The 24550-nt window shown below is 63.1% G+C and carries 18 protein-coding genes; 8 read left to right on the top strand and 10 right to left on the bottom strand.

Going from position 1 to position 24550, the window contains the following annotated elements; genetic code table 11:
• Window positions 1-4: 4 nt before the first annotated feature.
• The 3 genes from LAC81_RS24235 to LAC81_RS24225 form a co-directional block, all read right to left on the bottom strand.
• A complete protein-coding gene (locus tag LAC81_RS24235; protein ID WP_113539570.1) occupies window positions 5-1225 on the bottom strand; it encodes an adenylate/guanylate cyclase domain-containing protein in 1221 nt (406 codons plus the stop codon).
• Between the two features lie 68 nt (window positions 1226-1293).
• Window positions 1294-3360: a pyridoxamine 5'-phosphate oxidase family protein gene (locus LAC81_RS24230; RefSeq protein ID WP_223729700.1), complete on the bottom strand. Its 2067-nt coding sequence runs from the start codon at window positions 3358-3360 to the stop codon at window positions 1294-1296.
• 58 nt (window positions 3361-3418) lie between these two features.
• Window positions 3419-4030 (bottom strand): glutathione S-transferase family protein, encoded by a 612-nt coding sequence (locus LAC81_RS24225; RefSeq protein WP_223729699.1) that lies wholly within the window; start codon window positions 4028-4030, stop codon window positions 3419-3421.
• A 146-nt stretch (window positions 4031-4176) separates the two neighbouring features.
• Between LAC81_RS24225 and LAC81_RS24220 the strand changes: the two genes are divergently transcribed.
• The gene (locus LAC81_RS24220; RefSeq protein WP_223729698.1) at window positions 4177-5070 is read left to right on the top strand and encodes a LysR family transcriptional regulator; all 894 of its coding nucleotides are present in this window, start codon (window positions 4177-4179) and stop codon (window positions 5068-5070) included.
• A gap of 53 nt (window positions 5071-5123) precedes the next feature.
• Here LAC81_RS24220 and LAC81_RS24215 read toward each other — a convergent pair whose 3' ends face one another.
• Together LAC81_RS24215 and LAC81_RS24210 are read right to left on the bottom strand one after the other, a co-directional pair.
• The gene (locus LAC81_RS24215; protein ID WP_223729697.1) at window positions 5124-5927 is read right to left on the bottom strand and encodes a LytR/AlgR family response regulator transcription factor; all 804 of its coding nucleotides are present in this window, start codon (window positions 5925-5927) and stop codon (window positions 5124-5126) included.
• Window positions 5924-7018, bottom strand: coding sequence for a sensor histidine kinase (locus tag LAC81_RS24210; protein ID WP_223729696.1), 1095 nt, complete (start codon window positions 7016-7018; stop codon window positions 5924-5926). The genes LAC81_RS24215 and LAC81_RS24210 overlap by 4 nt, the downstream gene beginning before the upstream one ends.
• A 588-nt stretch (window positions 7019-7606) precedes the next feature.
• Between LAC81_RS24210 and LAC81_RS24205 the strand changes: the two genes are divergently transcribed.
• Both LAC81_RS24205 and LAC81_RS24200 read left to right on the top strand, forming a co-directional pair.
• Complete coding sequence (locus LAC81_RS24205) at window positions 7607-10687, top strand: autotransporter domain-containing protein (RefSeq protein ID WP_223729695.1); 3081 nt, start codon at window positions 7607-7609, stop codon at window positions 10685-10687.
• The gene (locus LAC81_RS24200; RefSeq protein ID WP_223729694.1) at window positions 10687-11226 is read left to right on the top strand and encodes an invasion associated locus B family protein; all 540 of its coding nucleotides are present in this window, start codon (window positions 10687-10689) and stop codon (window positions 11224-11226) included. The genes LAC81_RS24205 and LAC81_RS24200 overlap by 1 nt, the downstream gene beginning before the upstream one ends.
• 41 nt (window positions 11227-11267) lie before the next feature.
• On the opposite strand, the gene LAC81_RS24195 is transcribed toward LAC81_RS24200, so the two are convergent.
• From LAC81_RS24195 to LAC81_RS24175, 5 genes are all read right to left on the bottom strand, one after another.
• Window positions 11268-13061, bottom strand: a complete 1794-nt coding sequence (locus LAC81_RS24195) for a PAS domain S-box protein (RefSeq protein WP_223729693.1) — start codon at window positions 13059-13061, stop codon at window positions 11268-11270.
• A 158-nt stretch (window positions 13062-13219) separates the two neighbouring features.
• The gene (locus tag LAC81_RS24190) at window positions 13220-14830 is read right to left on the bottom strand and encodes an MDR family MFS transporter (RefSeq protein WP_223729692.1); all 1611 of its coding nucleotides are present in this window, start codon (window positions 14828-14830) and stop codon (window positions 13220-13222) included.
• A gap of 48 nt (window positions 14831-14878) precedes the next feature.
• Entirely contained in the window at window positions 14879-16081 is a 1203-nt protein-coding gene (locus LAC81_RS24185) for an HlyD family secretion protein (RefSeq protein WP_419195875.1), read from the bottom strand.
• Between the two features lie 314 nt (window positions 16082-16395).
• Entirely contained in the window at window positions 16396-17793 is a 1398-nt protein-coding gene (locus LAC81_RS24180; RefSeq protein ID WP_223729691.1) for an LLM class flavin-dependent oxidoreductase, read from the bottom strand.
• Window positions 17794-17871: 78 nt separating this feature from the next.
• A complete protein-coding gene (locus LAC81_RS24175) occupies window positions 17872-19089 on the bottom strand; it encodes an SfnB family sulfur acquisition oxidoreductase (protein WP_223729690.1) in 1218 nt (405 codons plus the stop codon).
• A 395-nt stretch (window positions 19090-19484) separates the two neighbouring features.
• Here LAC81_RS24175 and LAC81_RS24170 point away from each other — a divergent pair, with 395 nt between their 5' ends.
• The 5 genes from LAC81_RS24170 to LAC81_RS24150 all read left to right on the top strand — a co-directional run bounded on the left by LAC81_RS24170 (window position 19485) and on the right by LAC81_RS24150 (window position 24550).
• A complete protein-coding gene (locus LAC81_RS24170; protein ID WP_223729689.1) occupies window positions 19485-19871 on the top strand; it encodes a hypothetical protein in 387 nt (128 codons plus the stop codon).
• A gap of 156 nt (window positions 19872-20027) precedes the next feature.
• Window positions 20028-20930, top strand: coding sequence for a LysR family transcriptional regulator (locus tag LAC81_RS24165; protein WP_223730311.1), 903 nt, complete (start codon window positions 20028-20030; stop codon window positions 20928-20930).
• A 235-nt stretch (window positions 20931-21165) separates the two neighbouring features.
• Window positions 21166-22110: an ABC transporter permease gene (locus LAC81_RS24160; protein WP_223729688.1), complete on the top strand. Its 945-nt coding sequence runs from the start codon at window positions 21166-21168 to the stop codon at window positions 22108-22110.
• Window positions 22107-22925: an ABC transporter permease gene (locus LAC81_RS24155; protein WP_223729687.1), complete on the top strand. Its 819-nt coding sequence runs from the start codon at window positions 22107-22109 to the stop codon at window positions 22923-22925. The genes LAC81_RS24160 and LAC81_RS24155 overlap by 4 nt, the downstream gene beginning before the upstream one ends.
• A complete protein-coding gene (locus LAC81_RS24150) occupies window positions 22922-24550 on the top strand; it encodes an ABC transporter ATP-binding protein (RefSeq protein ID WP_223729686.1) in 1629 nt (542 codons plus the stop codon). Before LAC81_RS24155 ends, LAC81_RS24150 begins: the two co-directional genes overlap by 4 nt.

Below are 24550 nucleotides of genomic sequence, written 5' to 3'. Positions count from 1 at the left end.
TTCTTCAGTTTATCGGCAGTTCCGGATCCCAGGTGAAGAGTTCCTTTGCCCGGGCAATGCCGCGCAGCGCGAAACGGCCCAGCGACACCGCATGGACCTGATGTTCCGGCGGGCAGGCTTCGACGAAATCAGACGACATGATCATGTGCCGCTCGACCGACCGGCACATTGAGGAGATGCGGCTTACTTCGTTGACCGCCGGGCCGACGACGGTGAAATCAAGCCGAGTCTGGCTGCCGATATTGCCATAGAACACTTCGCCGATATGAAGCCCGAGATAGACCTCGGTGGTCGGCTTGCCTTCGTCCTGCCGGCGGGCATCGAGTTCCGCGAGCATACGGCGCAACTGCCGTTCGGCGGCGATTGCGTTGGCGCAGGCGGTTCCCGGGTCGTCGGCATTGAAGATCGCCAGAACACCATCGCCGATCAGCTTCAGCACGCTACCGCCATGGTCGTGAATGGCGGTGATCACGGTTCCCGAATAATCGTTGAGAAGCGGGATGATCTCGTCGGGTGCCGCGGTGTCGGAGATGCGCGTATAGCCGCGCAGGTCGGAAAACCACATGACTGTTTCGATGCGTTCGGCCGAACCGCGAGCAATGCTGCCCTTGACGACGCGCTGGCCGGCGTCGGCCCCGAGATAGACATCGGCAAGCGTGCTGATGATGCGCACGCATGAGCCGGCCTTCACCGCCAGCGCAAGCGTCGGCAGCAGGATCCGGAGCGCTGCGATGTCGTCCTCGCTGAAGCCGCCGTCGCTCCGCGTCGTCCAATAGGAATAGAAACAGTCCATCTCGCCGACGCGGCCCTGGTCGGTGAAGTGGTGGATCATGCTGACGCAGTCGGTGTGGCCCTCGTCCTTCAGCCGGTCGAGGATGTTGTAGGTCGTGCCTTCGTCGGCCGAAAGCCGGATGCGGCGCTCGGCAGTCCGGTCGCGCAGCATGTGGTAGAAGATCGAGTTCTGCCAGTTCAGCAGCGCCTCGCCCGTGGTCGTCGAACCATATTGGATGACCTCCGGGGTGATGTCGCTTTCATCGTTCCACTGAAAGGCGCGTCCCTCGAATTCGGGATGCAGCGTATCGATCAGCCCGAGCGCGCGGGCAAGGTCGAGACCGGCTGCCCGGCATTGCTCGCAGAAGCCGGCAAACAGCTCCGGCTCGTCCAGTCCCTTCAGGCCCTGTTCTGAAAGCCAGAGCACGATATCGCGTAGCTGTTGGTCGTTCATGGCGCATCCCGCTCGGCCGAGGTCGACTGCCTGATGATGTGGTGCACCATCCATAGCCGAACCAGGGCTCAGAGCGAAAGATGCAGTTTGCCCGCCTCGCTTTCCGCCGGCACGGCGCAACAGATGAGCGCTTCGCCTTCGGCGACCGGGAAGGAGGGCTGCGAGGGATAGGTTACCTTGCCCTCCAGCACCGGTGTCCGGCAGGTGCCGCAACTGCCGTTGCGGCAGCCGTATTCCGGGTTCAATCCTCGCGCCTCTGCCAGATCGAGCAAGGTGCCTTCGCCCGGCTGCCAGCGCGCCTCCTTGCTCGACTTGGCAAAGACGACGTGAACGGGGGCACTGGCCGCCGGCTCCATCGCCGGGGCAGAACCGCCGTCTGGCCGCCGAGTCAACGACGACAGCCCGAAGGCTTCCGCATGGATGCGAGCATCGGCGATGTTGAGCGCACGCAGACCGTCATAGAGCGCCTGCGTGAAGGTTGCCGGGCCGCAGAGATAGAAGTCGTAGTCGTCGAAGGGCAAGGCGGCCTTCAGGTGGCTGAGATCGATGCGGCCGGCGACGTCATAATCCTGCCCTTCGGTCGCGGTCTCCGGCTGGCTGAGGGCGCGTATGAGACGAATATTGCCTTGCCCCTCCTCGACCAGCGCGCCGATCTCCCGGTCGAAGGCGCGCTCCTCAAGGGTGCGGGCGGCCTGGAAAAGCCAGGTCGGACGCGTGCGGCGCTTGCGGCGGCCCTCGTGGACAATGTGCTGCAGCATCGCAATCATAGGGGTGATGCCGACGCCGGCGCCGATCAGTACCGCCGGCCGCCGCTGCGTGCCATCGATGGTGAAGCTGCCGGCCGGCGCACGCGCCTCGATCCGGTCGCCCGGTTTCAGCTGGTGCAGGTGCCGAGAGACGGTGCCGTCCTTCTTGACGCTGATGCGATAGAGCGCATCGGTCGGAGCGGAAGAGAGCGTATAGCTTCTGACAACAGCCTTGCCGTCCGCATCGATCTTCAGCCGGATTGGCAGGTGCTGGCCGGCCTGATGTGCCATCAGGCCTAGGCCATCGTCAGGCGCGAGGTAGAGCGAGCGGATCGTCGAGCTTTCCTCTTCGATGCGCGCAACCCGGAACGGCCGCCATTCCTCGGCCAGGGCTGCGGCCTGCAGGCGCACCTTCGCCTGTCCCCAATCGCCCGTCGTCAGCAGGCTGGGCGACCAACCGCCCTCCTCGAAAGCCCAGCGAAGCGGCAGGCCATCCTGGCGATAGACGACCCGTTCAGGCCGGAATCGCCAGAGGCGTTCCGCGCCCTGGAACGCGGCGACCTCGGGCGAAGACAGGATGACCTCGGCGCTGCCGGTCAACTGCAGCATGTCGCCGGTCGCAAAGTCCACGAACAGCAGGCCGGCGCGTGGATTGACCATGAAGTTGCCGAGCGTGTTGAAGAACAGATTGCCGGAGAAATCGGGGATCGTGAGAACGTCATCTTCGCCGATCTCGACGAAGCCGGCCTTGCCGCCGCGATGGGAGACATCGACCTGCCGCTCACCGGTCTCACGATCGACATAGGAGGCGACGAAGAAGGTGTCGGCATTGGCGATGATCTCCCGGGCGGGATCATCGAGACCCGCGCTGCGGATCGGCCGTTGCGATGCCGGTTGATAAGGATCGCGGGAGAAGGAAAACTGCCGAAGCTGGATATATTGCGGGCAGTTGCCGAAGCTCTGGCGTACGCGAATGGTGAAACCGTCGTCGCCGTCGCGCAGGACCGCGCCGTTGAGCCGGTTCCGGCGCCGGGTTTCAAGCTGGATTCCAAGCATGCCAATCGAGTGTGCGTCGTCCATGCCGGCATCTGCCGGATCATCGGGATCACGGGGTAGACGGACGTCGAGGTTCCAGGCATCGGGTGCCCGCATGAAGCCGGGGCCCGCTGCGCGCATCGTCGCCCAGACGTCGCCCTTGGCATCGACGGCGCCGAAGACGGCGAACGGCAGCATCGGGAAGAACTGCTGGTGCTGCTCGGGCATGAAGCTGCGGACGAAATTGCGCCCCGTCGCATCCATGCGCTCGGCGACGCCGAGGCTGCGCTGGATGGCGAGTTCGCCCTCGTGCCAGGGAGAGTCCGGCCGCTTCGGTTGTGCATTGTCCGGCATGATCTGAAACCTCGTTGGGGGAGGGCCCGGGACAGCATGGTCGCCCCGGACCGGTTCGTCAGGCGGCGAGGCCGACGGCCGTCTTCTGGAAGCCGACGAAGCCGGGCAGACGCTCGATGCGGGCAAGCCAGCCACGGACCTGGGGGTAGTCGGAGAGATCGACATTGCCTTCTGGCGCGGCGGAGACGTAGCTATAAAGGGAAACGTCGGCGATGGTCGGCCGGGCGCCGAGCAGGAAGTCGCGGCCGTTCAGTTCCGCATCGATTTGCGCCAGCACGCGATGCGCCCGGGCGATGGCCTCTTCCGCCCGCAGATTGGCGCCGAACACCGTGACGAGCCGGGCAGCCGCCGGACCGAAGGCGATATCGCCGGCGGCAACCGAGAGCCATTTCTGCACCTTGGCGGCCAAGGCCGGATCTTCCGGCAGCCAATCGATGCGGCCGAGCTTCTTGGCGAGATACACGAGGATTGCGTTGCTGTCGGCGATAACGGTGCCGTCATCGTCGAGAACCGGAACCTGGCCGAAGGGGTTGAGCTTCAGGAACTCCGGCTCCTTGTGCGCCCGGGCCTTGAGATCGACGTCGACCAGTTCGTGCGGCACGCCGAGCAGCGACAGGAAGAGCTGAGCCCGGTGCGAGTGGCCGGACAGCGGATGGCGATAGAGTTTCATGGGAGATGTCCCTCGAAGAGCATGAGAACCGTCGCGGCCCTCCGACGGTTCGGGATGAACCGCCTTCGAGATCAATCTATGACTTTCCAATTTTTGGCAGTAGACTGCAGAAATGATAGTCTGATTCCCGTTTTTTGGAAGGAAGCATGGATCGTCTCGACGCCATGGGGGTTCTGCTTGCTGTCATCGACGGCGGCAGCCTGTCGGCGGCATCGCGACAGCTCAAGATGCCGCTTGCCACGGTCAGCCGGAAGGTCTCGGAGCTCGAGGCGCATCTGGGCGCCCAGCTGATCACCCGCACGAACCGCAAGATCCTTTTGACCGAAGCCGGCCGCGCCTATGTCGAGGCCGCAAAGGAAATCCTGGCGCGGGTCGAGGAGGCGGAAAGGGTGGCTGCCGGCGAATATAGTGCCGTGAAGGGCGATCTGACCATCTCCGCCCCGATTGTCTTCGGCCGCCTGCACGTCCTTCCCGTCGTCGTGGACTTCCTGAAGGCCCATCCCCAGGTCGACATGCGGCTGGCGCTGGGCGACCGTTTTGCCAATCTCGTTGACGACCATATCGACGTGGCACTTCGGATCGGCAACCTTCCCGACAGCAATCTGGTGGCGACCAAGCTCGGCTCGGTCCGCCGCGTGGTCTATGCAAGCCCCGGCTATGTCGCGCAGCACGGCGCGCCCGGCCATCCGAGCGAACTCGCCGAGCACGACTGCATCACCTTCGAAAACGTCACGGCCGCCCATGTCTGGCGCTTCCTCGACGATGGGCGCGAACTGGCGGCGCCGATCCGGTCGCGGCTGATCGTCAACACGGCGGAATCGGCAGTCGATGCCGCCATCGCCGGCCTCGGCCTGACACGGGTGCTTTCCTATCAGGTGGCGCGTCCGGTTTCTGAAGGGTTGCTCGTTCCGTTGCTGGAGGTGTTCGAGCACCCGCCGCTGCCGGTGCAGCTGGTTTATCTGCCGCAGGGTCTGGTGCCGATGAAGCTCAGGGCCTTCGTGGATTTTGCGGTGCCGCGGCTGCGCGGGGTCCTGCGCTGAAGCGCGCTACGCTCTTTGCGTCACACACGTCAGCCGCCGGTTCCGCGCCTTACTCAATCCCCTTGCGGACGCTCGCCAGCGGTTGGTCGGACATGGCGCGCATAGGTTCGTCCGACGCGAATTTCGCTGCCGTCGGAGAGGAGGGCGATGAGGGCTGCGAAGGGGGCCTGCTTCAACCCGACGATACAGTCACGTCGCACGATAGAGCTGCGGTGAAGCCTTAGAAACGCCGCCGGGTCGAGGCGGCGTTCGAGCGAAGCCAGGCTTTCGTGATGCAGATAGGACCGGCCCTCGATGTGAATGCGGACATAGTCGCGCTCCGCCTGGAAACGCACGACCCGCTCGAGCGCAATGCGAACGAATTCGCCGCGGGATTTGATCCACAGATCGGCCGATTGGGTTTCGTGTTTGCGCAGCGCCTGTCGCAAAGCCTGCACGGTTTCGTTGAGCTCCAACACGCGTTCGGTGCTGGTGCGGGCCGCGATCGTCACACGCGCCCGCTCGATCGCGGTGCGCAGGCGGCTGGCTTCGATCGGCTTGGTGACATAGTCGACGGCGGCGGCCTCGAAGGCGCGAAGCGCATAGTGATCGAAGGCGGTCACGAAGACGACCGCAGGCGCGTTGCTGCCCACCTGCTCCAGGATGTCGAAGCCGGTGCCGCCGGGCATCTGGATATCGAGCAGGATGACATCCGGCTGCAGTTCGGCGATCAGGCTGCAGGCTTGCTGGACGTTTCCGGCCGTTCCCAGCACTTCGACACCTGGCAATGCGCCGAGCAACCGCAGCAAGCGTCGCCTGGCGAGCGGTTCATCGTCGATGATGAGGACCGAGAGAGGAATTGTCTGGATTTCGTTCATGCAAGCCTCAGCGGCATTGTGATCGCTGCTCTGAAACGCCTCGGCGTTACGAGCCCGGATACACAGGCGCCGACCCCGGGAAAGCGTGCCTCGACGCGATCTGCGACATTCTTGAGGCCGATCCCGGTGCCGGAGGTCTGGCGCCGCACCGCATCGGCCTCTGCGGCGATATCGTTCTCGACGGTGATTTCGATGGCGTGGCCGACTTTGGCCGCGCTGATGACGATCTCGACCTGTTCGGGCGAACGGCCGACGCCATGCTTGACGGCGTTTTCGATGAGCGGCTGCAGGATCAGGCTCGGCACCAGCGCCTCTTCCAGGCCGCTGGCAATGTCCATCCTGAGCTTCATCCGGTCGGAGTAGCGCTCGCCTTCGATGTGAAGGTAGCCGGCTTGCAGGGCGAGTTCATCCGCAAGCCTCACGTCGTGCAACGGATCGAGTTCGAGCGTCGTGCGCAGAAAGTTGGAAAGCGACATCACCATGCGTGTCGCAGCAACGGTCTGCCCTTCCTCGATCAGTCCGGTGATGGAGTTCAGCGTGTTGAACAGGAAATGCGGATTGACCTGGTAGCGCAGCGCCCGCATTTGCGCGGCGAGTGCCTCTTCGCGCGTGATCGCCAGGCGGCGCTCGCGTTCGCGCAGCTCGAAACTGTAGAGCAGTGCGACGAAGAAGAACGACCACCCCACGAACGTCGCCATGCTGTAGACGAGCGTATACCCAATGCTGGTCCAGTCGACCGTGATCGGATCGGGGCGCAGGATGAGAAGATAGAGCATGAAGTCGACGCCGGTATTGGCAAAGGCGGCCACGAGGGAGGTCGCAAAGCCGACGACGATCTTGATGGCGATGTGCTGATATCGGACGCTGAACATCGCCGCGGCGATGCCATAGGAAAGGGTCATGCCGCAGATCATCAGCAGCAGTTTGCCCGGCGCCGACATGATCGGATCGATCCCGAGTATGCCCCACAGGATGCTGCTGATGAGGAATTCGACGAACCAGTAGAGGAAGCCGAGCCAGAGCGTCGCGCGCCGGACGCTGGCGACATAGGCGCCTTCGTCCGCTGATTTCGGTTCATCCTGTGGTTTCATGCCATTTTTATGGTTCAAGCGGGCGCCGATGTCGATTGCCGTTCGTCGGCGAAATCGAGCCGTTTGCAGAAAGCCCCAGCGCTTCGGTGCTGTTCGCGGGATGCGAGTGTCGGTTCGCATGCGCGGTTGCTGCTTCGAACCAGGCTCAGGTCATAGGACCCGCAAGGGCATGGTGGTCGATGCGCGACATCGGCACGGAGCCACCACACCGGACGTGAAGGGCCCATTTCCGGAGACATGCATTGATGCAGTCGGCGACGTTCTTGAGCCCGGTGCCGGCCGAAGGAAAGCGTCGCCCGGCGAACACATGCGGCATACGCCGTTTCATCCACTGAAACCGTGCCATTCGTTCGCGCCATGCAAGGTTTTCTCCGCCAAGGTGTCACGCTTGTCGATTGACGCTCGTCGGCGAAATCAAGCCGTTTGCAGAAAGACATAGCCCTTCAGCGTTGCAATTTGCCGTTTGCAGAAAGCCGAATTCTCCCTCTTCGCGAGCTTGCTATAGCCGGCCCATGACCCGCGCTTTCCCAGCGAATCCATTCGCTTGGGGGTGGTGCGCCCATCGATGCAAAGGAAAAGGGGCAGACATTGAATACCTGTGCGAAGGCGGACGTTTTGAGGATCAACCTTCTGAGTTCGACGGCGCTCGGTCGCGCCGGCCTGCTCTCTCTGGCTCTGGCCGCCGTGCCGTTTGTGCCGTCGCCGGCCAAGGCTGTCGATCTGGTCATTCCCAATGATACGACCTGGTCCAGCGACCATACGGTGAACGGCAAGCTGGTGGTTCGCGGAGGACCGGCCGGCGCGACGCTGACGATCAACAACGGTGCCAAGGTTGAAAGCACCCACGGTTACATCGCGGACGGCAGAGGCTCGGTTGCCACCGTCGTCGTTTCCGGTCCTGGTTCGTCCTGGGACATCGTCGATGCCAATCCCAACGGCTATCGCGCGCTCTTCATCGGCGGGTTCGAAAACGGCATCTATGGTGGCAAGGGCACGTTGATCGTGGAAAACGGCGGCAAGGTCTCTGCCAAGGAAACCTATGTCGGTTCCCTGCAGGAGGGCGATGGAACGCTCGTCGTGCGCGGTGCCGGTTCCATGCTCACCACCGATTATCTGGGTATCGCCGACGGTGCGCTGACCCTCAACACCGCCACGGTCCGGATCGAGAATGGCGGCCTCGTCAATTCCAAGACGGCCTACTTCGAAAACGGCACGGTTCTGGTGACCGGCGAGAATTCGCGTTGGGTCAACACGGGCGAGCTCACGATCGGCGACAGCTTCACCGTCGAGAAGGGCGCTGTCGTTTCGACCAATACCGCGGTGCTCGAGGAGAATGAAAGCACGGACACCATCCAGGCCGTCATCGATGGCGCGGGCAGCGAGCTCAAGGTTGCCGATACGTTGACGATCGGCGACAGCGGCAGGGTCAATCTATCCATCGCCAACGGCGCCAAGCTTTCGGTTGGTGGCGACATCGTGCTTTCGGGCGTCGGCGGCATCAACAATGAGGGCATGGGAAATCTGACGATCGGCGGAAAGGTCGATCTCAACAACATCGCCGAGCCCATCGCCCAACAGGCACAGGCGGCAGGCACGGTCAATTCTTCTGCCAAGATCGATTTCGGCCCGCGCAGAGGCTACGTCAATTTCAACCATACGAACACGGGCTATGAGTTCGCCAACGCGATGGTCGGCAAGGGCACGATCACCAACTTCTCGGGCGAGACCATCGTCGGCGGTGACCTGTCGAAGTTCTATGGCAAGGTGAATGTCGCCGGCGGCAAGCTGGTCCTGAAAAGCAACCTCGACACGATCGATAACGACCCGGATAACGGCCCGTTGGATTACAGCGAAACGCGGTTCGAAGTCACCGGTGGCACGCTCATCGTCGATGGTGAGACGGGACGGGTACAGGGTGATCGCTTCTACACCAACGAGGTGAACGTGTTCGGCGAGATGAACCGCATACGCGATCCGAACTCGACCTCTTTCGGCAGGCTCGGTGGCTCCGGCACGGTTGGCGACACGTTTATCGACAAGAATGCGATCATTTCCCCCGGCAACAATTCGACCGGCACGCTGACGATTATGGGCCGGCTGGATATGGCCGGCGGTTCGATCTACGAGGCTGACATTGCCGGCGACGGCCGCTCCGACTGGATCGTCGTCAAGAGCATAGGCACCAACGAAAACACCGGCATCGCCAAGATCGGCAGCGGTACCAATGTTCAGGTCACCGCCCTCGACGCCAACACCAGCTACAAGACTGGCCAGACCTACACGATCCTGACCGCCGACCGGGCGATTGAGGGCAAGTTCGCCGAAGCGATCTCGAAGTCTGCCTTCCTCGAAGTCTCACTCGACCAGAAGGAAAAGCAGCTCGATCTGAAGATCAAGGTCAAGAACGGCGGTACGAATCCCGGCGGGGAGCCGAAGCCCGGCGAACCCAAACCCGGTGAACCCAAGCCCGGTGAGCCGAAACCCGGCGAACCCGAGCCCGGCGTCTTCGAAGGCGAGGCTTCGACAGGCAATCAGCGGCGGACGGCGCTCGCCCTCAATACGCTTGGCCAGAATGGTCCGTCGCTCGCGCTCTACAACTCCCTTATCCTGCTCGATGGCGATGCTGCGCGTCGTGCCTTCGACCAGCTGTCCGGCGAGGTCCATGCTTCGGCGCAGACGGCGTTGATCAATGACAGCAGCCTGTTGCGCAATGCCGCCAACAACCGCATTCGCGACGCTTTCGGCGATGTCGGGGCCGCGAGTGTTCCGGTTCTTGGCTACGGCCCGGAGGACAAGATCACCACCGGTGCCGTCGCCGCCGTCAACGCCGTTCCTGCCGCGCCGCCGGCGATGGTCGGCTGGGGCCAGGTGTTCGGCTCCTGGACCAACACGGACGGCAACGGCAATGCTGGCGGCCTCGACCAGTCGACCGGCGGTTTCATCACCGGCTTTGATGCCGCGGTTTCGGATAACGCGCTCGTGGGCATCATGGCCGGCTACAGCCGCACCAACTTCGATGTCGACAACCGTGCTTCAAGCGGTGACAGCGACAACTACCACCTGGGTGTCTATAGCGGTGGCCATTGGGGCGATGTCGCGCTCAGGTCGGGCCTTGCCTACACCTGGCATTCGATCAACACCTCGCGCAGCGTTGCCTTCCCCGGTTTCTCCGACCAACTGAAGGCCGATTATGACGCGGGCACCTTCCAGGCTTTCGGCGAAGTCGGTTACCGCATCGACCTGCCGAGCGTGGCGCTCGAGCCCTTCGCAAACCTCGCCTATGTCAGCCTGCACACCGATGGCTTCACCGAGCGCGGTGCCGCGGCGGCACTCTCGAGCAAGAGCAACACGACCGACACGACCTTCACGACGCTCGGTTTGCGCGCTTCTGCTCCGCTCAGCCTCGGTACGACAGACGCGAAGATGCGCGGCATGCTCGGCTGGCAGCACGCCTTTGGCGACACGACGCCGTTCTCGACCATGGCATTCGGTACGGGCAGCGCCTTCTCGGTGGCCGGTACGCCGATTGCCGAAGATGCGGCGATCATCGAGGCCGGCATCGATTTCGCACTGACCGGCAATACGAGCCTCGGTATCACCTATACCGGGCAGTTCGGCTCCGGCACGACGCAGAACGCGGTCGATGCCAAGCTTGATGTGCGCTTCTGATGCGCCGGCTCGTCTGGCTATCGACAGTGCTGATGGCGACATTCGTCGCCATCAGCACGCTTTACGGAGAGGACGCGGCGGCCGGCAAGGCTGCCGCGCCGTCCGAGCTTTCCGAAACCTACGAGGACTGGAGCGTCGCCTGCGCCGAGGTGGAGGGCAAGAAGCATTGCATCCTGTCGCAGCGACAGTTTCACAAGAGCGGCCAGCACGTGCTGACGCTCGAGCTTCGGCCGGCGGAAAACGCCGGTCTGGCGGGGAGCCTCGCGCTTCCCTTTGGCCTCTATCTCGAAAAGGGCGTCACCCTCGGTGTCGATGACGCGACCGGCGGCAAGCCGACTCCCTTCCGCACCTGCCTGCCCATCGGCTGCATCGTTTCGTTGACGTTTACCGAAGGGACGGTCGCACTGCTGCGCAGCGGAACGGCGCTGAAGATCGGCGCCTTTGCGAGCGATACGGAAAAGGACGTGGCATTCTCGGTGTCGCTCAAGGGCTTTGCCGCGGCCTTGGATCGCGTGCTTGTGCTCTCCGGCAAGGCGTAAGCCGCGACCTTGCGTGATGCTCGATGGCTGCGAATGCGCATTCAGGGTGCGGTGGGTTCGTCCCACCCGCCTTTTAGGGCTGCATCGACCGAGCACACCAGGCCTGCGGGGTGGTAGCTGATCTCGACCTGGCCATTCAGTTCGGCCGCCAACAGGGTTTGAATCAGGCGCGAACCGAACCCCTTGCGCGATGGCTGCTCTACCCGCGGCCCGCCGGATTCCTGCCAACGCAGCGTCAGCCGGGTCGGCGTACCCGCCTGCAGCGACCACATGATCGAGACCTGCCCGTCCCCCGTCGAAAGGGCGCCGTATTTGGCGGCATTTGTGGCGAGCTCGTGCAGCGCCAGGGACAGCGACACCACCATCCGCGGCGGTACCTGAATCTGCGGACCGGAGACGACAAACCGCTCCTGCGAGTAGGGGGAGATCGCCTGGTTGATGATCGCCTGCAGCTCCGCCCGTTCCCAGTTTCCGTGGGTTAGAAGGTCGTGAGCCCGCGCCATCGAAACCAACCGCGCTTCGAAGGCCTGCACCTCTCCGGCGTCGGTCGCATCGCTGCGACCGAGCGTCTGCCGGGCAATGGCCAGCACGGTCGCAAACACATTCTTGACGCGGTGGTTCAGTTCGCCGACCAGGACGGTCTGAAGGCGCTCCGCCTCCTTCCGCACGGTTATGTCGTGGGCCAGTTTCGAGGCGCCGACGATGCTGCCATAGGCGTCGTAGATCGGCGAGACGCTGAGCAGGACATCGACGCTTCGCCCATCCTTGTGGAGCCGTTTGGTCTCGTATGGCTCGACCTTGAGGCCAGCGTTGACCTGCCTGAGGATGGCCGGCTCCTCGTCGATGCGATCCTCGGGAACGAGCGTCATGACGGAGCGGCCGACCATTTCCTCGGCCGAATAGCCGTAGAGCCTTTCGGCCCCGGCGTTCCACGTCGTGATCCTCATCCTGAGATCGATGCCGAGAATGGCGTCGTTGGAGGACGCGATGATCGCCGCAAGGCGACGCTCGACCTCCTGGGCCCGCTTGCGCTCGGTGATGTCGACGATGACGGCCGCCGCCTCGCGAAAATTGCCGCGCTCGTCGCGAAGCGCCGAGACGGAACTCGTCACCCAGACGAGACTGCCGTCCTTGCGCAAATAGCGCTTCTCGATTTCGTAGCTTTGGCCGGTGCTCGCCATCGTCTTGAACCGGCGGGCGCTTTCGGCGACGTCTTCGGGAAAGGTGATGTCGTGCATCCGCATCGTCAGCAGTTCGGCTTCGCTATAGCCGACGATTTCGCAGAAGCGATTGTTGACCAGCAGGAAGCGTCCAGTCAGGTCCATCTGGCCGATGCCGGCGGCCGACTGTGAGAAGATGGCGCGCAGCCGCTCCTCGTTGGCCTGCAGCGCGGCTTCGAACCTCACGCGCTCCGTCGTTTCGTTGACGATGCAGAAAACGCCCCGCACCTTCTGTTCCTCGTCGCGAACGGGCGAATACGAAATATCGAAATAGGCCGTTTCGGGATAACCGTGACGCTCGATGTAGAACGGACGATCTTTCGCGACCACCGTTTCGCCGCGCTCCAGCACGCGCCGCAACAAAGGTTCGAGGTCGCTCCAGAGTTCTCCCCAGTTTTCGCGGGCCGGCCGCCCCAGCGCCCCCGGGTGCTTGTCTCCGATGGTGGGCGCATAGGCGTCATTATAGAGGGCGACGAACTCCTCGCCCCAGAACATCACGATCTGCGCTTGCGCCGGCAACATGATGTCGACCGCAGCCGCCAGGCATGGCGGCCAGTCCTCCATCGGGCCCAGCGGGCTATCGACCCAGCGGTAAGAGTGGATCAATCGATCCATTTCTCCTGTTGCTATGGAAGGGGCGCTGCTGTGCAGGGTCAGGTTCCTCGCTTGAATGGCCCGTGCACTTCAACCCTTTGAGAAACCTAGGTCAATACGCAAAATGAAATGCTGGCAGGCGCAGCTGGCGCAATGTGTCCATGGCGCGCACCGGCCCTTCAATGGGCGCCCCCTGCACCGGCGCCGCCAAGCCGGATCTTCCGGGTAAGGAGCAGGGCGATGGCGGCGAGTGCCAACACGGTGCCGATGACCGCGAAGGTATCGCTGAACCCCAGTATCAGGGCCTGACGGTGGACCGTCGCGCCGATTGCTGCGATCGCCTTGTGTTGCGCAACGGCGGCATCGGACACGCCATGCGCCATGAAATGCTGTGTCAGATCACCGATCCTGTCGCGCACCTCGTCGCGGTAGAGCGTCACGTTCTGGCCGATGATGTTGGAGTGAAACTGTTCCCGCTTGGTCAGCACCGTCGCGAGCATCGCCGTGCCGACCGCGCCGCCGAGGTTGCGCAGCATGTTCGACAGGCCGGAGGCCGCGGCTGCTTCGCTCGGCGCAATGCCGGCGGTCGTGATCACTGTGATCGGCGTCAGCACCAGCGCCTGGCCGATGGCGCGCACGATATTGGGCAGGAAGAGCTGATCGCCGGCGCTGTCGAGTGACAGGGTCGTGTTCATGAAACAGCTGGCCGCAAAGATGCTGATGCCGACGAAGCCGATGTAGCGGGCGTCGAAGCGCTTCATCAGCGCCGGCACGAGCGGAATGATGAGTAGCTGCGGCAAGCCGGTCCAGGCCAGTACGAAACCGATCTGCTCGGCATTGTAACGCTGAACCTGACCCAGATACTGCGGCAGGATGTAGACGGTGCCGAACAGCGCCACGCCGACCAGAACATTGACGAGAACGCCGACGCCGAAGTTGCGCTGTTTCAGCAGGCGCAGCTGGACCAGCGGCCTTTCGACCTTGAACTCGATGACGACGAAGGCGGCCAGAAACAGGGCTGCGATCAGGGCGAGCTTGACAATGAACGGCGACTGAAACCAGTCGTCCTTGTTGCCTTCCTCGAGCACGGTCTGCAGTGTCGCAAGGCCGATCGCCATGGTGACGATGCCGGCCCAGTCGCCCTGCCGCAGCAGCGGCAGGTTCATGGGTTTCTTTTCGAGCGTGAGGTAGAGCGCAACCACCATGACGATGCTCGGCGGCGTGTTGACGAAGAAGATCGACTGCCAGCCGTAGTTCTCGGTCAGATAGCCGCCGATGGTGGGACCGATCGCCGGCGCAAACGTGACGGACAGCGCAAACAGCGCCAGGCCCAACGGTTGCTGCGCCTTCGGTAGCCGGGTCAGCACCATGGTGAAGGCCATGGGGATGAGCACGCCGCCGGCAAAGCCCTGCAGGCCGCGCAGCACGATCATCGAGCCGAGGTCATGGGCGAAGGCGCAAGCCGCGGAAAAGATGGGGAACAGTACGGCATTCGCCAGGATGTAGCGTCGGAACGAAAACACGCGGCTCAGATAGTCGGTAAGCGGGATCACCACGATCTCGCCGATGAGATAGGAGGTCGATATCCAGGCACCGTTGTCGACACCGGTGCCGATGCCGCCTTCGATATTCAGCAGCGAGGCGTTGGTGATCTGGATGTTCAGGATCGCCATGAACGCGCCGATCAACCCCGCAAGCACTGCGATCCAGGCCGTCGTGTTTGCTTTTTCGGACCGGGCATCCGCAACCGGCAGTATGCCGGGAGACGCCGTGTGTGCAATGGTGGACATCATACCCTCCCGCCATGTCTGGCCGGTGCGATGGGCTTCTCGCCGCCCTCAATAGGTGCCTGGCGTTGTCGATGCGACCTCGGTGGCGGTCTGCTTGATATCGATCGTCGGATAGACCGACATGCCTGGGCGCAAGGTCACCGATCGCGGGCCGCCGTGGTCAAGGACGATCTTGACCGGGATGCGCTGCACCACCTTCGTGAAGTTGCCCGTCGCATTGTCGGGCGGCAGCAGTGCAAATTCCTGCCCGCTCGCCGGCGAGATGCTGTCGACGTGACCCTCGAAGACCTGTCCGGGGAAAGTGTCCACTTCGATCGTCACCGCCTGGCCGGGATGGACGTCGGTGAGTTGGGTTTCCTTGTAGTTGGCGACGATGTACGCCGCTTCCGTCGGAACGACCGCCATCAGCTGCGTGCCGGCCTGCACATATTGGCCCACCCGCAGGGTGCGATTGCCGATCACGCCGTCGATGGGGGCGGAAAGGGCGGTGTAGGATAGGTTCAGGCGGGCCTGGCTCCGCGTCGCCTTGGCGCTGTCGAGTGCGGCCTTCGCCTGCGCGACCTCGGCCTTGATCACGTCGAGTTGCTTGGTCTCATTGGCAAGTGCCGCCGTGTCACGCGTGACCGCGGCACGGGCGGCTGTAATGCGCGAGGCTGCCTGTTGGGCATTCTGGATGGTGCCGAAGCCCTGTCTGGCAAGCTCGGAGTAGCGCTTGTCGTCCTGCTCGGCAAAGGTCTGGTCGGCCTTGTCGGCCTCGACGGTCGCCTTGGCGGCATCGATGGCGGATTGCTGAGCCACCAGGGCCGACAGCTTGTTGGCGATGTTGGCTTCTGCTGCCTCGACCTCGGCCATGGCCCGTTCGAGGCTCACCTTGAAGTCGCGATCGTCGATACGGGCGAGGATCTGCCCTGCCTTTACCCGTTCGTTGTCGGCCACGAGGACTTCGGCGATGTGGCCGGAGACCTTGGGCGCTATCGTCGTGCTGTCAGCCTTCACATAGGCGTCGTCGGTCGACACCTGGAAGCGGCCTGTCGTCCAGTACCCCCACCCGAAATCGGCGGTGGCGGCGAGCGCGGCGACGGCCACGGAGGCGAAGAGCAGGCCACGCAACCGCCGCTTCCCGGGCATGTTCTCGGCTGGCGCTACGGCAGGCGGGATCGCCGGCAGCTCCTCCGGCGACCGGAGGGACGGCATTGCCTCCGCGGTGGGCGACGGGCTTGCGATGATCGCGACTGGCGTGTGCTGGTTCATGACCGGTTCCTTTCCCCGGTGCGGCAGGCGCTCCAAAACGCCGTTCGCCAAATTAGGAAAACTATTGCTTTCTAAAATGCGCGCAAGGAACCTGCTTGTCAATAAAATTTGGAAAGCTGCGGTATTCCTTAATTCGAAAGCTCCGATGCGGCGCCTGTGAGAGCGCGTGCGCCTGACCTGACCCAAGCGGGATCAGGGCGCGACAGCCAAGCAAGGCCGGCAAAGCAACCGACTTTGCCGACCTCTTTAACCCTCGCGACCAACTTGGCGTCTCAATTCTCCGCCCCCGGCGGAGATCACGTCTGCGTGTTGCCCTACGCCGATGCCGCGATTGCGGCTCTTGTTCCGGCAAGGTCCCGGTAGCCCGCACCCGGATGCGGCGCTGCGAGCCTTGGCCCGACGCGGAAGAGCTTTTCCCTGAGGGTGCCCTCGCGATAGTCGGTCTTGTAGACGCCGCGCTTCTGCAACTCCGGCACCAGCAGATCGACGGCGTCTTCGAAGGTCTCGGGCGTTACCGCATAGGCGAGGTTGAAACCATCGACATCCGTGTCCTCGACCCACTCCTGCAGCAGGTCTGCGACGGTGGAGGGCGAGCCGACAAAGACCGGTCCGAAGCCGCCGATGCCCACCCACTCGGCCATCTCGCGAACGGTCCAGATCCGGTCCGGATCGATGGTCGTGAAGGTTTCGACGGCCGATTGCACCGCGTTTGTGTAGCGGTGACGCAGAGGCTCGTCCGGGGCGAACTGGCCGAAGTCGATGCCCGTCCAGCCGGAGATCAGCGCCAGCGCGCCCTCGTAGGAGACGTGGCTGCGGTATTCGTCGAACTTCTTCTTCGCCTCGGCATCGGTTTCCCCGAGGATCACCGTCTGCAGATTGAAGGCGAGGATTTCGCGCGGGTTGCGGCCGGCGCGCAGAGCCGCGTCCCGGACGTTGGCGACGTAGCGCTTGAGCACCGCCTTCGAGGGTGCGGCGACGAAGATGCATTCGGCATGTGCCCCGGCGAAGTCCTTGCCCCGGCTTGAGGAGCCCGCCTGGTAGAGCACCGGCGTGCGTTGCGGCGACGGTTCGCTGAGGTGGATGCCGGGAACGGTGAAATGGCGGCCGCGGTGATTGACCGGGTGCACCTTGTCGGGATGCGTGAAGATGCCGGTTGCCCGGTCGCGCACGACAGCACTGTCTTCCCAGCTCCCTTCCCAGAGCTTGTAGCAAACCTCCAGATATTCCTCGGCCAGATCATACCGGTCGTCATGGCGCGCCTGCTGCGCCTGGCCGACATTGAGGGCGCCGCTGTTAAGGTAGGAGGTGACGATGTTCCAGCCGATCCGCCCCTTGGTCAGATGGTCGAGTGTCGAGATGCGGCGGGCGAAGGTGTAGGGATGCTCGAAGGAAAGCGAAGCCGTCAGGCCGAAGCCGAGATGGGCGGTTTCGTAGGCCATCGTCGGCACGAGCTGTAATGGATCGTTGACCGGGACCTGGGCCGAATGGCGAAGAGCTGCGTCTGCGTTGCCGTTCAGCACGTCGTAGACCCCAAGCACGTCGGCGATGAATAGCCCGTCGAACTTGCCGCGCTCGAGCGTCTTTGCCAGGTTCACCCAGTAATCGAGATCCTTGTAGCGCGAGGACTGATCGCGAGGGTGGGTCCAGAGCCCCGGCGACTGATGGCCGACGCAACTCATGTCAAAGGCATTCAGCCGGATTTCGCGACTCATGGAGCTCTCCTGCGGACAAGGTTGGGCATCGCCCGAAACGCAACTACGCCTCGGGCCGTTTGTGCACGGTCGATGGGATCAAAGCGCGCCGTTCTTCGGCGGCTTGACGCCGTTCAGGTGGTAGTTGCCGACGACGTGATGTTTCCAGCGCACCGGGTCGTGCAGCGTGTGGGTGCGGGCGTTGCGCCAATGCCGGTCGAGATTGAGGTCGATCTTCGTCGATGCGGTTCCTGAGAGTTCGAACAGTGTGTTGCTCGCTTCGAGCGCGATTTCGGTCGTCAGAACCTTCGCCGCGGCGACGGCAAGCGTTGCCTCGACGACGCTTTCCTCGGTGCCGTTGATCTGGGCGACGTCGACCTTCTTGCCGGCGCGCTCGACGGTTGCCGTTGCTGCTTCCAGGCGGATGGCAAGCTGGCCGATGCGGGCGATCGTCAGGGGATCGTCGGCAGCACGCTCGACGCCACTGTCCATCCAGGGGCGCGCATGGTTGCGCACGAAATCAAGCGTTTCGGCAAAGGCTGCCCTGGCGATGCCGAGGTCGATGCCGGCGTGGATGATCTGGCCGACGGAGCCGATCGTCGTCGGGCGCTCGAAGCCGCGATGGTGGCGCACAACGGCATCGGCGGCGACATAGACGTTTTGCAGCACGGTTGTGCCGCTGCCGGTCGTGCGCTGGCCGAAGCCGTCCCAGTCATCGATGATCTGTAGTCCTTCGACGCCGCGCGGCAAGAAGGACATGGTCAGCTTCTCGTTCGGATCGAGGGCGAAGACCACGATCCATTCGGCGAACAGCACGCCGGTCGAATAATATTTGCGCCCGTTCAGCCGGAAGCCGGGCCCATCGGGCGTCAGCCGCGTCGCATAGTCGCCGACGGTCTTCGTGCCGCGTTCGGAAAGGGCGTTGCCGAAACGGTCGCCGGCTAGCGCACGGCCAAAGAAGAAGGCCTTCTGTTCTTCGGTGCCGTCGGTGCGCAGCGCCTCCAGAATGTAGAAATGGTTCTGCGGGATCTGACCGATCGAGGAATCAGCTTCCGAGAGGATGGCGGTGATTTCCGCCAACACCGCATTGGAGACGTCTATGCCGTCGTATTCCGGCGGCACGGTGATCGCGAGCAGGCCGGATTGCGCCAGTGCATCGAGCTCGTCGAAGGGCAGGATGCGATCGGTATCCCGTTCGTTGGCGCTCTTTGCGAACTCGGCCGCCAGTTCGCGGGCGATCGACAGCGCTTCTTCCTCGCTTTCGATCCGGTGCGCCGGGGCTCGTGTTTTCTCGGATAGCCGCGAGATCGTTCCCATGTGACTGCTCCCTGTCGATTGAGGTGCATATCAGTGAAATATCTGGTCAGATCAGGTAAGATAGTATATTCTATAGAAATTATCGATTTGAGTATTTCGTTCCTGCCGCGATGTCGACCCGGTGTTTACCTTCAGGGCTGGATCGGTAATATCGAGTCGGGGGGAGACCGTGGAACGATACCTTGGTCGAGGCACGCGACGGGTATGCGTGCCAATTTCCCGCCAAAATTGACTGCAGCTCAGGGAACTATTACCCGATTTGCGCATTGCGTCTTCGCCTGCAGTTTAACCAGTCGCGTGGCCTCAGAGTATCGGCCACCCGGCATGAACGCAAATACATGCTGACAGAATTGGCCATTCGCGTTTCCCGGCCTTTACCACTGAAGGAGACACAAATGACGAATTTCCTGCCTGCTCTACATGAAGGGCACGCCTCCATCACGCTGCAGAACCTGTTTCGCGATGCTCTGGAGGCCTATGACGACTGGGGCGCAAGCATGCCCGAGCCGCTCGTTGCGTTCGAAGGCAAGCTGCTTCCGATCAGCGATGTCTTCGAATGGATGAAACCTTGCACCGACATCATGCCGGCAAACCTCATCGGCATCGTCACGGATCGGCTGAACAAGCCCTGGAGCGGTGACGGTCCGCTCGATGAAATGACCGTGTCGACTGCGGCACGGGTCATGGCTGTCTTGACCAGACGCCAGTTGCGCGACTTCGGGCGCGGCTCGATCGAGGTTTTCGCCGAGCGTTTCAACCATCCGGTGCGCGCCAACGCCTGATCACTGATCCAGGGGGAGCGCGTTCGCGCGCTCCCCACCCATGGCGAACCGTTCGGCGATCGATTTCGTCGTGCCTTATTTTCACACCTCTTCCTTGCTGGATCGCCTTCCCGTAAATACGGGAGCTAGCTGATGTTCGAACGAACCGGGGGCGGCGTGAATTTTCGACAATTGGAAGTGCTGCGCACGCTCCTGGCGACCGGGTCGACGATCGCCGCCGCCAAGACCATGGGGCTCAGCCAGTCCGGTGTCAGCCGGCTGCTGCAACAGCTCGAGGAAGACCTCTCGCTGACGCTCTTCGCGCGCGACAAGGGCCGGCTGATCCCGACGCCTGAGGCGATGAAACTCGCCGAGGATGCCGAGCACATTCTGCTCGGGATCGACCGTTTCACCAACCTGGCGCAGGACCTGCGCAGTGGCGCCGTGGGCCCAGAGGTCGTGCGCATCGGCCTGCCGAACAGCATGTCCGAAACCTTCGCGCCGGCGATGCTGGCCGACTATGCCAAGGATTTTCCGGGCGTGCGCATCGAGACCTTCTTCGACACGACGGTCGCGATCGCCCGCCTCGTCGAGCAACGCGTCATCGACTTCGGTTTCCTGCGCTATGAGGGGCAATTGAGCGCCGGCATCGAAATGCAGCCGGTCGCGACGGGCGTTAGCGTTTGTGTGATGGAGAAGGGGCATGCGCTCGCAGCGCTCGATACGATCACGCCCAAGGAACTGCGTGGCGTCCCTCTGATTCTGATCGGCCGCCGCCGGCCGACGCGTGTCATGCTCGACGAGATCTTCCGCAAGGCCGGCGTGCCGCAAAAGGTCAAGATCGAGACCCACAGCAACAGTTCCGCCTGCGCCTACGCCGCCTATGGTCTTGGGGTCGCCATTATCAGCAGCTTCTTTGCCAATCTGCACCGCCATCTGCCGATCGAGATTCGGCCATTCTCGCCGCACCTGACTCAGGATTTTGGTGTTGCGACTGCGGCCGGCGTTCCCTTGTCGCTTGCCGCCCAGGCGATGATCGACCGCCTGAAGCGCCAGGTCGCTGCCGTTCACGAGCTGTGAGCGGCTGCGCGGATCGGCTCGCCTGAAGCATGTAACCCTCCGCTTTAGCTATATTATATTGCGCATCGAATGGCCCTTTGATGCTCGCTCGGCGTGTCATGTCCTTGTCATAGACATATGACGTTTACTCATAATATTGCGCCATTTTTTTCATTCGGTCATAGTTTCGATAACAAAAGCCGGGGGGCTGGAGAATCGCGATAACGCGTATGGCCAGCCTCAGTACGGGGAACCCATGATCAAGTTCATTCTCAATCGCGTCGTGATGGCGATACCGACGATCATTATCGTCTCGGTTGCCGTCTTCACGCTTGTCCGCCTCATTCCCGGTGATCCCGCAGCGCTGATGCTCGGCGATATGGCCGAACCGCAGCAGATTGCCGCGTTGCGCACGGAGCTCGGTCTTGATCGCAGCATCCCGGAGCAATTCGTCATCTGGGCGGGCAACATCCTCTCCGGGGATTTCGGCACCTCGATCGTCACCGGCGAGCCGGTGCTGCATCTGGTCGTCAGCCGTTTCTTCGTCAGCGCCGAGATCGTCGTCATCGCCGTGTTCCTGGCGAGCCTCATCGCGGTGCCGGCCGGCGTGATTGCCGCCTGGCGACAGAATAGCCTGACCGATCTCGCGCTCGTCGGCACGGCCACCGTGCTTTTGTCGATCCCGACCTTCTGGCTCGGTCTCCTCCTGCTGCTCGCCTTCGGCCTGAAGCTTGGCTGGCTGCCGGTGCTCGGCTACGTGCCGATCTCGGAGAATTGGAAGGCCGGTCTTCTCTATCTGGTGCTGCCGGTCATGACACTCGTCATCCACGAGATGGGCGTGATCATCCGCATGGCGCGTGCCTCAACGCTCGAAGTGCTGCGGCTCGACTACATCACCCATGCCCGTGCCAAAGGTCTCTCGGAGAGTGCTGTTCTCTGGCGCCACGCCTTCAAGAATGCCTTCGGCCCGACCTGGACGATGATCGGCCTGATCCTCGGCAATCTGCTCGGTGGCATCGCCGTCATCGAGACGGTCTTCACCATCCCCGGGCTTGGCCGACTGATGGTCGACGGCATTTTCCAGCGCGACTATCCGGTCATCCAGGGCTGCCTGCTGCTCGTCGCCTTCTCCTATGTCGTCGTCAACCTCGTGGTCGACCTTCTCTATCCTCTCTTCGATCCGCGGGTGGTGGCAGAATGAGAAAGTTCACTTTCAACGGCGTCATCGGTGGCGGCCTGATCGGCTTGCTCGTCTTCGTCGCAGCTGTCGGCCTGTTCTGGACGCCCTATGATCCGATGGCCCTCGGCTTCACGTCGCGCCTTGCAGCACCCGGTGCGGCGCACTGGCTCGGAACCGACGAGTTCGGCCGCGATGTCGCGAGCCGGCTCATGGTCGGCGCGCGCGCCAGCGTCTGGATCGGCTTCCTGACCGTCACCTTCGCGGTCGTCTTCGGTACGTTCATCGGCATCGTCAGCGGCTATGCGCGTGGCTGGGTCGATGGCGTGATCATGGCGATCAACAACGCCCTTTTGGCGTTCCCCGGCATCCTGCTTGCGCTCGGTCTGCTCGCCGTCTTCGGCGCCAACCAGTATGGCATCATCTTCGCGCTCGGCATCGCCTACACGCCGTCGATGGCGCGCGTGGTGCGCGGCGCCGTGTTGTCGCTGCGGGAGCGCGAGTTCATCGAGGCGTCGCGGGTCATGGGCAATGGCGAGATCTATACGATGCTGCGCCACATTCTGCCGAACTGCGTGGCGCCGATCACGGTGCTTGCGACCTCGATGTTCGGCTGGGCGATCCTCTCGGAAAGTGCGCTTTCCTTCCTCGGGCTCGGGGTGCCGCCACCGGCGCCCACCTGGGGCAACATGCTCGCTGCCGGCCGCCCGTTCATCGAACAGGCCGTCTGGCTTGGCTTCTTCCCTGGTCTCTGCATCGCTCTCACCCTGCTCGGCATCAACCTCCTCGGTGATGCTCTGCGCGACAAGCTCGACCCCCGCATGCGAGGCCTGAAATGACCGGCAAGACCCTCTTAAGCGTTGAAGGCCTCTCGCTGGCCGTCACCCATACCGGCAACCATGTGGTCAAGAGCGTCAGCTTCGACGTCGCTCCCGGCGAGATCGTCGGCATCGTCGGCGAAAGCGGCTCCGGCAAGACGCTCGCGACGCGGGCGATCATCGGCCTCATCCCGCCGGCGGTGCGCCATGTCGGCGGAAAGGTCCTCTATCGGGGCAACGACGTGTTCGGCATGAAGGACCGGGATCTCCGCGAGCTTCGCGGCGGCGAGGTCGGCGTCGTCTTCCAGGAGCCGATGACCTCGCTCAATCCCTCGATGACCATCGGCCGGCAGCTCGAAGAAGGGTTGATCCTGCACACCAAGATGTCGGTCGAGGAACGCCGCACCGCGATCCTCTCGATGCTTGGTCGCGTCGGCATCCGCGAGCCGGAGCGGGCGTTGACCGCCTATCCGCACGAGTTCTCCGGCGGCATGCGCCAGCGCATCATGCTGGCCTCGGTCATGCTCTTGAAGCCGGCTTTGCTGATCGCCGACGAGCCGACCACCGCGCTCGATGCGGTCGTCCAGCGCGACGTTATGGAGCTTATGGTCGAATTGACCCAGGCCGAGGGCACGGCGGTGCTTTTGATCAGCCATGACCTGCCGATGGTCGCCCGCTACACACACCGCTTCGTGGTGATGGAGAAGGGCGTCGTCGTCGAGCAGGGGCTGACGGAAGAGATCCTGCAGGCACCACAGCATCCCTATACCCGCAAGCTGCTTTCGTCGCTGCCGTACCGCGGCGCGGCGCGTGAGCTCGACATGACCCGCACGCCGATGGTTTCGGCGCGAAACATCGTGGTCGAATATCCCGGCCGCAAGGGGCTGTTTCGCAAGCACGAGCCGAAGCGTGCGCTGCACGGCGTCAGCGTCGATATCCATGTCGGTGAGGTCGTGGCGCTTGTCGGCGGCTCCGGCTCCGGCAAGACGACGCTCGGCCGCACTATAGCCGGCCTCGTCCAGCAGGCGGAAGGCGAGATCCTGTTCCAGGGGCGCGAGCGCAATGCCGACTGGCGCGACTATCGGCTCAACTGCCAGATGGTCTTCCAGGATCCCTATTCCTCGCTCGATCCACGCATGACCATTCAGGCGCTGGTCGAAGAGGCGCTGCGGCTGGTGCCGGATCTCGACACGCCGGCCAAGCGTCGCCGTGCACTCGAAACGCTTGAGGAAGTCGGACTCAGCGCCGATTTCGCCAATCGTTATCCCCATGAGCTCTCGGGGGGCCAGCGCCAGCGCGTGGCGATCGCCCGTGCGATTGCGCGGCGGCCAAAATTTTTGATCGCCGACGAGCCGGTTTCCGCGCTCGATGTTACGGTCCGGGCCCAGGTGCTGGAACTCTTCTCGAACCTGCAGAAGCGCTACGGCTTCTCGTGCCTGTTCATCAGCCACGACCTCGGCGTCGTCGAGCAGGTGGCCGATCGGGTCATCGTCATGCAGGACGGGCGCGTCATCGAGGAGGGCGACCGCGACCGGATCTTCGACGCGCCCAAGGAGCCCTACACCCGCAAGCTTCTGTCTGCGATCCCGGCGCTCGATCTCAACGAGACCGGCGGTGTCACCCTCAAATGGCGTCTGGAGGCCTGA

The organism is Ensifer adhaerens, from assembly GCF_020035535.1.
In the GTDB taxonomy this organism is placed as follows: domain Bacteria; phylum Pseudomonadota; class Alphaproteobacteria; order Rhizobiales; family Rhizobiaceae; genus Ensifer.
The sequence above is the reverse complement of the archived record's forward strand: the minus strand, read 5'-3'. Positions and strand labels throughout refer to the sequence as shown.